Source organism: Escherichia sp. E2661, from assembly GCF_004745185.1.
In the GTDB taxonomy this organism is placed as follows: Bacteria; Pseudomonadota; Gammaproteobacteria; order Enterobacterales; family Enterobacteriaceae; genus Escherichia.
In genome coordinates this window covers 85,628-96,466 of sequence record NZ_PDIG01000025.1, presented here as the reverse complement: position 1 = coordinate 96,466, position 10,839 = coordinate 85,628, and the positions used below count along the sequence as shown (strand labels likewise).

Here is a 10,839-nt window from a genome sequence, read left to right as displayed (position 1 = left end):
TACGTAGCTGTACATCGTCAGATNNTCAGCTTTAAGTTCGCGTTCCAGTTTATCGCGACAGAAATGATAGTGCTGGGAAATACGGCATCACCGGGGACCATCCCGAAACGACTGGAGCATCTGCGGGGGGCTCTGGAAGCGGTGTTCATAACAAAACGCCCCCGACCATCAAGGCCGAGGGCAGTTAAGATATCAAAAACCCGTTATCCGGTGAAACGCAGCACCGCTCCGCTTAAGTGAACGGCATTGCTCCCGAAGAAGGGGCCTTATAGAAGGAAAGGGTTATGATGAAGTTCGTCATCATACTGATTGTGTTGTTACTGATAAGTTTCCACGCTTACTAACAGCCAATCAGAGGGGGGAGAAATCCTCCCTCACCCTTGTTCCTTTACTTTAGGTTGAAAAAAATCAGCGTCAAGAAGGTTTCATTAACGCATATCCCTGGCCCAAAAGCCGGGGATTTTTTATATCTGCATTCCGCTAAAAAGTGCAAATGATCAGGCTGTTGCAGCGTTTTGCGAGTCGACTCGGGGAAGAGAAAACTGCATCAGGGAAAGCGTTGCGCGGGGTCCGGCGCTAATCAACAATCGGGGAGTCAGCAAGGGGCTGAAACGGGAAAGCCCCTCCCGAGGAAGGGGCCTTATAGAAGGAAAGGGTTATGATGAAGTTCGTCATCATACTGGTTGTGTTGTTACTGTTAAGTTTCCCGACTTACTAACAACTCATCAGAGGGGGGAGAAATCCTCCCTTACCCTTGTTCCTTTACTTTAGGTTGAAAAAACAACAGCGTCAATAGGTCTACCTGGCACGAAGCGAGATTTGTGAACCGCTTTCCGGTTAGCCTTTTTTATCCTGTTGGATCTTCTTGATGATGTTGGTCGTCGAGCAACCGTCTTCAAAGTTGAGCACCAGCACTTCGCCGCCGTTGGCCCAGACTTCTTTACTCCCGGCAATCTCTTCTGGTTTATAGTCGCCTCCTTTTACCAGCAGATCTGGCAGGATCCCGGCGATCAGGCGCTGCGGCGTGTCCTCTTCAAACGACACCACCCAGTCGACCGCTTCCAGTGCGCCCAGCACAATCATACGCTGTTCGAGCGGGTTAACCGGGCGAGAATCCCCTTTCAGGCGTTTGGTGGAGGCATCGCTGTTCACGGCGACAATCAAGCGGTCACCCAGCTTGCGGGCATTTGCCAGATAAGAGACATGCCCGGCGTGGAGAATGTCGAAGACACCGTTGGTCATCACTACTTTTTCGCCACGTTTACGCGCCGCCGCTACAGCCAGCTTCAGCTCATCTTCGGTCATCACACCAAAGCCGGTATCTGCACGTCCACGTACTGCGTTTTCCAGCTCGATCGGCGAAACCGTGGATGTCCCCAGTTTGCCGACCACCACACCAGCCGCCGCATTGGCAAAGAAGCAGGCTTCTTCCAGCAAATTACCCGCTGCCAGCGTTGCCGCAAGCACGCCAATCACCGTGTCGCCTGCACCGGTAACGTCATAGACTTCTTGCGCCTGAGTTGGCATATGCAGCGGCTCTTTACCCGGTTGCAGCAGCGTCATCCCTTGCTCGGAACGGGTTACCAGCAGCGCAGAGAGTTCGTAGTCGGCAATCAGTTTCATGCCGCGTTCAACAATCTCTTCTTCGGTTTTACATTTACCAACAACAGCTTCAAATTCCGAGAGATTAGGCGTTAACAGCGTAGCGCCGCGGTAGCGTTCAAAATCGGTGCCTTTTGGATCAATCAGCACTGGAACGCCCGCTTTACGCGCCAGTTGGATCATCTGCTGTACGCTTGCCAACGCACCTTTCGCATAGTCAGAAAGCACCAGCGCGCCAATCGTACCGAGAGCCTGATTAATCCGCTCATGCAGCGGCTGCGGATCAACACCTTCGAAACCTTCTTCGAAATCCAGGCGGATCAACTGTTGGTTACGAGAAAGCACCCGCAGTTTGGTGATGGTCGGATGCGTCGGCACAGAAACGAAGTCGCATTTTACGTTCACGTCCGCCAGCGATTTACTGAGCGCGCGCGCCGCATCATCAATACCTGTCAGCCCCACCAGGCGTGCGTTTGCACCGAGAGAAGCGATGTTCATCGCCACGTTGGCCGCGCCGCCCGGACGTTCTTCGATGGTATTCACTTTAACCACGGGTACTGGCGCTTCCGGCGAGATACGGCTGGTGGGACCGTACCAGTAACGATCCAGCATTACATCACCAACCACCATCACTCCTGCACGTTCAAACTCTGGCAGCGTTACTTTCATTCCTGTCTCCTGAGAGATTCAAAATTTGCGCGCGATAATACCATATTTCATTCCTCCACCAGCCACTTCTGCCAGCTTGCCCGCACCAGTTCACGCTCTGCGGTAAAGTAATCCTCCGGCACATGGCCCGGCAATTCCTGTAATGCCAGATGATGAAGTTCATCGCGCAGCGTCGTGTAAGCACGGGTCAGCGCCATCGCTTCCTGCTCTTCCATAATGTCGTTTTGCGCCAGCAGTTCCAGAATGCGCACGTTGTCTGACCAGCGCGTTAACTTCGGTTTTTCATGGGCGTAGCGCAACACCAGATATTGGGTAATAAATTCGATATCGGTAATTCCGCCTTCATCGGCTTTGATATCAAAGCGATCGCGATGTTTATTGCCGAGATGAGCACGCATTTTCTCGCGCATTTCCCGCACTTCCGTTTGCAGAGTTTGACCTTCACGCGGCAGCGTCATAATCTCCCGGCGTACTGCGTCAAATTGAGCGGTCAATTGTGGATCGCCATATACCACGCGAGCACGTACCAGCGCCTGATGTTCCCACGTCCAGGCCTCGTTTCTCTGATAATCGGCAAACGCTTCTGCGGATGTCACCAGCATTCCCGCCGCCCCGGACGGACGCAACCGTGCATCCACTTCATACAAAATGCCGGAAGAGGTTCGCGTACTGAACAGATGCATAATGCGTTGCGCCAGACGCAGATAAAACTGTCGCCCGTCGATTTCCCGCTCGCCGTCAGTCATCGCATCCATTGGGCAATCATGGAGGAAGATCAGGTCAAGATCGGAACTGTAGCCTAACTCCCAGCCGCCCAGCTTGCCGTAGCCGACCACCGCAAAACCACGCCCTTCGCGTTCGTTCAGGTGATTTGGCTTACCGTAGCGGACAACCATTTGAACCCACGCCTGCTGAACGACGGCATCTATCATAGCCTCCGCCAGCCAGGTTAAGTGATCGCTCACTTTCATTACCGGTAGCGTACCGGCGATATCCGCTGCCGCAATACGTAACAGTTGCGCCTGTTTGAACTGACGCAGCGCCTCAAGCTGTTGTTCTTCGTCATCTTCCGGCACACGCAGCAAATACTGGCGCAGTTCATCACGGTAGGCATCCGTCGCCGTTGGTTGGTAAAGGGTATTTGGATCGAGCAGTTCGTCCAGCAATAATGGATAACGCGCTAGCTGGCTGGCAATCATCGGCGATGCAGCACACAGAGAAATCAAATGTTTAAGCGCCGCAGGGAATTCACTAAGCAGCTCAAGATAAGTGGTGCGAGTAACAATCCCCACCAGCAAGGCGGTAATGCGCGACAGCGTGACAGCAGCGTCTTCACGCGCACAGACATCACTTAGCAGATGCGGCATCAGATGGTCGAGCACCTGACGCCCGCGCGGCCCGATGGTACGCTTATCCAGCTCTTTGCGAAAATCGGCAATCAGCGTCAGCACCTGTTTGCGATCGTCCTCGCTAAGATGCGCCAGTACTGGTGTAGTGTCATCTTCCTGCAACGCATCCTGCCACAGCTCACGCCACTGTTCCGACAGAGACTCTTCCTGTGTTTCGCTTTCGTCGTCGCCAATCAATTCGTTAAACACCCGGCGCACATTGGTCATATGTCCGGTCAGCGCCCCGGTCAATTGCGGCCAGTCAGCAAAGTCCATCGCCCACGCCAGCCGCGCACGGTTAAGCTCATCAGAAGGAAGCGTCTGGGTTTGTTCGTCGTTAATGCTTTGCAGCAGGTTTTCCAGACGCCGCAGGAACAGATACGCCACTCGCAATTGTTCAGCATCGTTTTCAGAAAGCAGATGCAGCGCGGAAATGGCGCTGAGCGTTGGCAGTAAAGAGCGCGATTGCAGCGACGGTTCACGCCCGCCGCGAATGAGCTGGAACACCTGGACGATAAATTCAATTTCGCGAATGCCGCCTGCGCCAAGTTTGATGTTGTCGGTCAAACCGCGCCGACGCACTTCACGGGCAATCATCCCTTTCATGTTGCGCAGCGACTGAATCACGCTGAAATCGATGTAACGACGGAAAACAAACGGGCGCAGCATCGCACGCAACTCGTTAGCATAGACGCCTTCGCTATCGCCCATAATCCGCGCCTTGACCATCGCGTAACGCTCCCAGTCGCGCCCCTGCTCCTGGTAATAATCTTCCAGTGCCGCAAAGCTCAGCACCAGCGGGCCACTTTCGCCAAACGGACGCAGCCGCATATCTACGCGATAGACAAAGCCATCTTGCGTTGGTTGATCCAGCACTTTAATCAACCGCTGCCCCATGCGGGTAAAGAACTGAGCGTTGTCCAGTTCCCGGCGTCCGCCCTGCGTACAACCATGTTCCGGCCAGGCAAAAATCAGATCGATATCTGAGGAGAAATTCAGTTCCCCGCCACCCAGCTTACCCATGCCTAAAATCAGCAGCGGTTGCGCTTCGCCCTGCGCATTACATGGCGTTCCCCACTCGCGGCAGCATGCGTCATACAACCAGTCACGCGCCGCGACAATCAGCGTCTCAGCGAGATGGCTGAGCTGCTGCAATATGCTCTCTTCAGTAACCAGTGCCAGCGTTTGCGCCCAGGCGATACGTACCATAATGCGCCGCCGGAACAGCCGCAGTTCACGCATTAACCCAGCCTCGTCACTCACGTTACTGAGCGCCTCCTGTAACCACTCGCCGTAATACTGCCATTCATCGGCTTGTGGCGGCTCGCTTTCCAACTCCGTCAGCCACTCTGGATGCGCAATTACGCTATCCTGCACAAAATCACTAAAAGTAAGTACTGACTTCGCCTGTGCGCTAAGTAATTCCTCGGCTAAAGGCGCTGGCAGCCGTTCAACAACGGTCTGCCAGTACTGCTGTAACGGTGAAGAGAGCGGCTTCATAAGCGATTTTATCCTTGCCTGATTAACGTTTTCCGCTATGCAACCAGAACGGTTCCTGATTGTTTGCCTCATTACGGAAATGTTCAATTTCAATGCGTTGCCCGGTCGCAATAGCGTGATGCAGCCCCTGCCAGTTCTCTAGCCAGGCTTGCGCGACGACAGGATCGTAGTAACCCGCCAGCAACAGTATTGAGTCAATGTCACGTGTCAGGCGTGGCAACTGGTCACGGTAGCGATCGCCCAGCGGCTGGCAAAAAACGCTTTTCAGTTCAGCGGCATGGCGGGAAAGATGGATATCGGCAAAGCGTTTGAAGGAATCGCTGATTTTGCCCTGCGCTTTGGCATCTAAAAACGGCTGCCAGGCTTTGCTTACCAGCCATTCGGTCAACGCCAGTTTCGCCATTGCCGTTTCGGTAGAATAGACCGCCGTCACGGCAGAAACCGCAGAAGCAATGGTCGCCTCGCATTGAGTAAGCAGATCACGTAAGTGAGTGCTCGCTTTACGCGGCACGATACCGCCGAACAGCATCAGAGTATGGCGAACCAGGCCGATTGCTGCCAGCACCTGCTCTTTCGCCGCCTCGTTGCCGCGTATCCACAACTCTTCATGGTACTGCCATTGTGCTAACGCCAGCTCGAGCGCCGCTTCCAGCCCCTGTTCCACATCGGCTTTTGCCGCAACATGCAAAATGGTGGTGGGTTTGATTTCACGCGCGGGATTTCCCTGCGCCAGATGATAGCCACGCGCCGCCTTGCTCAGGCTGCCCTGGCGTAAACCAGTTTGCGATACCAGTTGGTTTGCCAGTTTCAGCACCGCGCGCGTTTCGCCGCTAAGTAGTTCCAGTTCCAGCTCGCAGATAGGTTCAGCAAATTCTCTGGCTTTCACCTCGCCCTGATCGAGGGCGATTTCAATCTGACTGCCATCGATCTCCACCAGCCATTTTTCGCGATAAAAATCGGTGCTGAACAGCGGTTGTACGCGGGAAGCGAGATCGGCAGGTAACTCGCCGTTCGGCCAGACTTCCGTCGGCAACTGCGCCAGGTCGAGCGTCGGTTCGCTCAACGCCACGTTATATTCCGGGCGCTGGTGTAAACCGCCAGTCACTCGCCCGGCGACTTTCATCGTCATTTCATAGCGACCATTTTCGCCACGAATACGCAAGCCCATATCGTGCCCACGCAGCCAGTTATCCGGCGTTTCGTAGTAAATATTCAGCAACTGCACGGGGTCATGGTGCTCGCCGCCCAGCGTATTGAGATGGTCACGCAACGCCTCAACGGCACTGTGATTAACAATAAACTTTAATTCGATTTCCTGAGCCATGGCCTTTACTTATCCGGTTATGTCACATTAGTGACGATGAACGGCGAACTTAATGCGATCTTTTTTGTCAGTAGATAGTATTTTGCGCCAAATTGCCATGCAACGGGCAATTTGACGGGCGTAAAAGATTGAAGCTGTGGCAAGACCTGACACAGAGGATTCCGATTGATAGCGAATGCTTTGCGTAGCGACACTGATGCCACTACTATCGTTCCACTTTTCCCAGACAATAACGACAGCCTGATGCCAAAATTACGCCTGATCGGATTAACTATACTTGCACTTAGCGCCACTGCCGTCTCGCACGCCGAAGAAAAGCGCTATGTTTCTGACGAACTGAACACCTGGGTCCGCAGCGGTCCGGGGGATAATTATCGCCTCGTGGGCACAGTTAACGCGGGCGAGGAAGTAACCTTATTACAAACTGACGCCAACACCAATTATGCCCAGGTGAAAGACAGCTCCGGCCGTACCGCCTGGATCCCGTTAAAAGAACTTAATACCGAGCCAAGCCTGCGCACTCGTGTACCGGTGCTGGAAAATCAGGTCAAAACGCTGACCGATAAGCTCACCAATATTGATAACACCTGGAATCAGCGCACTGCAGAAATGCAGCAAAAAGTGGCGCAAAGTGACAGCGTGATCAACGGGTTAAAAGAAGAAAATCAGAAGCTGAAAAACGAACTGATTGTCGCACAGAAAAAGGTCGATGCCGCCAGCGTGCAGTTAGATGACAAACAGCGCACCATCATCATGCAATGGTTTATGTATGGCGGCGGCGTGCTGGGTCTTGGATTGCTGCTCGGACTGGTATTACCGCACCTGATCCCAACGCGCAAACGCAAAGATCGCTGGATGAACTAAATCGCCTTCTTCGTTGCACTGTCTTATTATTAGGAATTGTGTATTTGACGAAGGGAAGATGGCGTGAAGATTTATCTGGTCGGTGGTGCGGTACGGGATGCATTGTTAGGGCTACCGGTCAAAGACAGAGATTGGGTGGTTGTCGGCAGCACGCCACAGGAGATGCTCGACGCGGGCTACCAGCAGGTAGGCCGCGATTTTCCTGTTTTTCTGCATCCGCAAACGCATGAAGAGTATGCGCTGGCACGTACCGAACGGAAATCCGGCTCCGGTTACACCGGTTTTACCTGCTATGCCGCACCGGATGTCACGCTGGAAGATGATCTTAAGCGTCGCGATCTGACCATTAATGCGCTGGCCCAGGACGATGACGGCGAGATTATCGACCCGTACAACGGTCTGGGCGATCTGCAAAATCGTCTGTTACGCCATGTTTCCCCCGCTTTTGGCGAGGATCCGCTACGCGTGCTGCGCGTGGCGCGTTTTGCTGCGCGTTATGCCCACCTCAGTTTTCGTATTGCTGATGAAACCCTGGCGCTGATGCGCGAGATGACTCACGCGGGCGAACTGGAACACCTGACGCCTGAACGAGTGTGGAAAGAGACGGAAAGCGCCCTCACCACCCGCAATCCACAAGTGTTCTTCCAGGTGCTGCGCGATTGCGGCGCACTGCGCGTTTTATTCCCGGAAATTGACGCCCTGTTCGGCGTTCCGGCCCCCGCCAAATGGCATCCGGAAATCGACACCGGGATTCATACCTTAATGACGCTCTCCATGGCGGCGATGCTGAGCCAACAGGTCGATGTGCGTTTCGCGACGTTATGCCACGATCTCGGTAAAGGACTGACGCCGCCAGAGCTTTGGCCACGTCATCATGGACATGGCCCGGCAGGTGTTAAGTTGGTGGAACAACTATGCCAGCGTCTGCGCGTGCCAAATGAAATTCGCGATTTAGCCAAACTGGTGGCTGAGTTTCACGATCTCATTCACACCTTCCCGATGCTGAACCCGAAAACCATCGTTAAATTATTTGATTCCATTGATGCCTGGCGTAAACCGCAGCGTGTTGAGCAACTGGCGCTGACCAGCGAAGCTGACGTGCGCGGCAGAACCGGTTTTGAATCGGCGGACTACCCGCAAGGCCGCTGGTTGCGCGAAGCCTGGGAAGTGGCGCAGTCAGTGCCAACAAAAGCCGTCGTTGAAGCAGGATTTAAAGGTGTAGAGATTCGCGAAGAGCTGACTCGCCGCCGGATTGCAGCGGTTGCCAGCTGGAAGGAACAACGTTGCCCAAAGCCTGAGTGAGTGTTGGGCATTTTGCCGGATGCGACGTGAACGCCTTATCCGGCTACATGTCAACGACGGTTGTAGGCCTGATAAGACGCGCGAGCGTCGCATCAGGCGTTGATTGCCGGATGTGGCGTGACGCCTTATCCGGCCTACGCAATCGTGGACAATTCCAGGCATCCGACACTATTCTTCACATCAAAAGAATACGACGTACACCGCAGCCGCCACAATAAAGCGATAAATGGCGAATGGGATAAACGAAATCCGCTTAATCAATTGCAGGAAGGTTTTAATCGCTATCAGCGCCACTACGAAGGCAGTGATAAACCCAACGGCAAACATCGGGATATCGCCGGTTGTCAGGAAGCCCCAGCTTTTGTAGAGATCAAGCGCCGTTGCGCCCATCATCATCGGCACCGCCAGCAGGAACGAGAACTCAGAAGCCGCGTAACGGCTCACCCCCATCAGCATCCCACCTGAAATGGTCGCCCCGGAGCGAGAGAATCCTGGCCACAGCGCCAGACACTGGAAGCAGCCAATCATAAACGCCTGGCGATAGGTCATATCATCCAGACCCGGCGCACGCGGCTCTTTCGGCTTCAGGCATTCGGCGGCAATCAGCAACAAACCGCCGACAACCAGCGCATACATGACATTTATCGGGTTAAACAATGACTTAATCGTGTCGTGGAACAACAGCCCCAGTACCACCGCCGGAATCATCCCCAGCAAAATGTGGATCAGCGTTAAACGACCTTTGCTTTCTCCTTCGTGCTGCAACGGGCGTCCAAAGTGAATGCCAATCAGACCAAACAGACGCCGCCAGAACATCACTACTACCGCCAGAATTGATCCTAACTGGATCACGACTTCAAAGGTTTTCGCCGTGTCGCCCTCAAACCCCAACAAGTGACCGACAATAATCATATGGCCCGTGCTGGATACCGGCAGAAATTCTGTCAATCCTTCGACCACACCCAATATTGCCGCTATCAGCAGCGAGTGCATATCGCTCATCAATAAACCCCTAAATTATTAAAATGTACCGCTTGTCCGAACTACTGCAGTATGACCAGGTTATAACCGTTTGGTTTAACAGCTGTAAAATTAATTATTTTCTTTCAGATTATTGCCACGCTCAATGATTACGCCAACATTCGCCGCCCGCGCCACTGCGCCTGGCTTGCTGAGTTTGATGCGAACCCACGGCGAGTTGAAGCGTGCTAACAGCAGCTCCGCCACCTCTTCCGCCACACGTTCCACCAGCGCAAAACGCGCCCCCTCGACGTGGCTGACCACCGTTTCTGCAATGTCAGCGTAACTGAGGCAATCCGCCACATCATCACTTTTCGCCGCTTTACGGTTATCCCACGCCATTTCGATATCGAACACCAGCTTCTGTTCGATGGTCTGTTCCCAGTCGTAAACACCAATAGTGGTGATTACCGAAAGTTGCTCTATAAATACAATATCCATCACGTCCTGCCTGCTTTTTGGCTAACCGGATACCACTTCCGGCGAAATGTGCGTATTATCCACAGATTCATCGTTGAACACGAATTTTCAAAACGGAACAGCTTATGAGTGCAATCGCGCCTGGAATGATCCTCATCGCGTACCTCTGCGGCTCCATTTCCAGTGCCATTCTGGTTTGCCGCCTTTGTGGCTTGCCCGACCCGCGAACCAGCGGCTCCGGTAATCCTGGCGCGACCAACGTTTTACGCATGGGTGGCAAAGGGGCAGCCGTAGCAGTGCTGATCTTTGACGTCCTAAAAGGTATGTTGCCTGTCTGGGGAGCATATGAATTAGGCGTCAGCCCATTTTGGCTGGGATTAATTGCGATTGCCGCCTGTCTTGGACACATCTGGCCCGTTTTCTTCGGTTTTAAAGGGGGAAAAGGCGTTGCCACCGCTTTTGGCGCTATTGCTCCGATCGGCTGGGATTTAACGGGCGTGATGGCGGGGACCTGGCTGCTTACCGTGCTATTGAGTGGATATTCGTCGCTGGGGGCGATTGTCAGCGCGCTGATTGCTCCGTTTTATGTCTGGTGGTTCAAGCCACAATTCACCTTCCCGGTTTCGATGCTCTCTTGCCTGATCCTGCTGCGTCATCATGACAACATCCAGCGTCTGTGGCGTCACCAGGAGACAAAAATCTGGACGAAATTTAAAAGAAAGCGCGAAAAGGATCCCGAGTGATTTCTCG

10 protein-coding genes and 1 pseudogene are annotated in these 10,839 nt (G+C 53.6%); 6 read left to right on the top strand and 5 right to left on the bottom strand.

All coding sequences use genetic code 11. The features are described from left to right. The 3 genes and pseudogenes from CRI63_RS13205 to ibsE all read left to right on the top strand — a co-directional run. A pseudogene (locus tag CRI63_RS13205) lies at positions 1–240 on the top strand (hypothetical protein); the annotation flags it as partial. A 44-nt stretch (positions 241–284) separates the two neighbouring features. Further along, positions 285–344: a type I toxin-antitoxin system Ibs family toxin gene (locus CRI63_RS13200; protein ID WP_100733770.1), complete on the top strand. Its 60-nt coding sequence runs from the start codon at positions 285–287 to the stop codon at positions 342–344. 314 nt (positions 345–658) lie between these two features. Next, entirely contained in the window at positions 659–718 is a 60-nt protein-coding gene (gene ibsE / locus CRI63_RS13195; protein WP_001387082.1) for a type I toxin-antitoxin system Ibs family toxin, read from the top strand. A gap of 119 nt (positions 719–837) precedes the next feature. Here ibsE and hldE read toward each other — a convergent pair whose 3' ends face one another. The 3 genes from hldE to ygiF are packed head-to-tail and all read right to left on the bottom strand — an operon-like array spanning position 838 to position 6,483. Then, a complete protein-coding gene (gene hldE / locus CRI63_RS13190) occupies positions 838–2,271 on the bottom strand; it encodes a bifunctional D-glycero-beta-D-manno-heptose-7-phosphate kinase/D-glycero-beta-D-manno-heptose 1-phosphate adenylyltransferase HldE (protein ID WP_135519743.1) in 1,434 nt (477 codons plus the stop codon). A 47-nt stretch (positions 2,272–2,318) separates the two neighbouring features. Continuing rightward, a complete protein-coding gene (gene glnE, locus CRI63_RS13185; RefSeq protein ID WP_135519741.1) occupies positions 2,319–5,159 on the bottom strand; it encodes a bifunctional [glutamate--ammonia ligase]-adenylyl-L-tyrosine phosphorylase/[glutamate--ammonia-ligase] adenylyltransferase in 2,841 nt (946 codons plus the stop codon). A gap of 22 nt (positions 5,160–5,181) precedes the next feature. Next, positions 5,182–6,483, bottom strand: coding sequence for an inorganic triphosphatase (gene ygiF / locus CRI63_RS13180; RefSeq protein ID WP_135519739.1), 1,302 nt, complete (start codon positions 6,481–6,483; stop codon positions 5,182–5,184). A gap of 243 nt (positions 6,484–6,726) precedes the next feature. Here ygiF and CRI63_RS13175 point away from each other — a divergent pair, with 243 nt between their 5' ends. Together CRI63_RS13175 and cca are read left to right on the top strand one after the other, a co-directional pair. Continuing rightward, on the top strand, positions 6,727–7,347 hold the full coding sequence (locus CRI63_RS13175; RefSeq protein WP_130210468.1) for a TIGR04211 family SH3 domain-containing protein: 621 nt from the start codon (positions 6,727–6,729) through the stop codon (positions 7,345–7,347). A 63-nt stretch (positions 7,348–7,410) separates the two neighbouring features. After that, positions 7,411–8,649, top strand: a complete 1,239-nt coding sequence (cca, locus tag CRI63_RS13170; RefSeq protein WP_135519737.1) for a fused tRNA nucleotidyltransferase/2',3'-cyclic phosphodiesterase/2' nucleotidase/phosphatase Cca — start codon at positions 7,411–7,413, stop codon at positions 8,647–8,649. 180 nt (positions 8,650–8,829) lie between these two features. Here the strand turns inward: cca and bacA are convergent, their stop codons facing one another. Together bacA and folB are read right to left on the bottom strand one after the other, a co-directional pair. Beyond that, entirely contained in the window at positions 8,830–9,651 is an 822-nt protein-coding gene (gene bacA, locus CRI63_RS13165) for an undecaprenyl-diphosphate phosphatase (RefSeq protein WP_001305111.1), read from the bottom strand. A gap of 90 nt (positions 9,652–9,741) precedes the next feature. After that, entirely contained in the window at positions 9,742–10,110 is a 369-nt protein-coding gene (folB, locus tag CRI63_RS13160; protein WP_001295541.1) for a bifunctional dihydroneopterin aldolase/7,8-dihydroneopterin epimerase, read from the bottom strand. Between the two features lie 104 nt (positions 10,111–10,214). Here folB and plsY point away from each other — a divergent pair, with 104 nt between their 5' ends. Further along, positions 10,215–10,832 carry a glycerol-3-phosphate 1-O-acyltransferase PlsY gene (gene plsY / locus CRI63_RS13155; protein WP_130210442.1) on the top strand — a complete coding sequence of 206 codons (618 nt, stop codon included), beginning with the start codon at positions 10,215–10,217 and terminating at the stop codon, positions 10,830–10,832. Positions 10,833–10,839 lie beyond the last annotated feature (7 nt).

What these genes read in the sequence shown, in the direction of transcription:
- folB (WP_001295541.1), bottom strand. Translation starts at nt 10,110, where the DNA reads ATGGATATTGTATTTATAGAGCAACTTTCGGTAATCACCACTATTGGT.
- plsY (WP_130210442.1), top strand. Translation starts at nt 10,215, where the DNA reads ATGAGTGCAATCGCGCCTGGAATGATCCTCATCGCGTACCTCTGCGGC.
- CRI63_RS13175 (WP_130210468.1), top strand. Translation starts at nt 6,727, where the DNA reads ATGCCAAAATTACGCCTGATCGGATTAACTATACTTGCACTTAGCGCC.
- ygiF (WP_135519739.1), bottom strand. Translation starts at nt 6,483, where the DNA reads ATGGCTCAGGAAATCGAATTAAAGTTTATTGTTAATCACAGTGCCGTT.
- hldE (WP_135519743.1), bottom strand. Translation starts at nt 2,271, where the DNA reads ATGAAAGTAACGCTGCCAGAGTTTGAACGTGCAGGAGTGATGGTGGTT.
- glnE (WP_135519741.1), bottom strand. Translation starts at nt 5,159, where the DNA reads ATGAAGCCGCTCTCTTCACCGTTACAGCAGTACTGGCAGACCGTTGTT.
- bacA (WP_001305111.1), bottom strand. Translation starts at nt 9,651, where the DNA reads ATGAGCGATATGCACTCGCTGCTGATAGCGGCAATATTGGGTGTGGTC.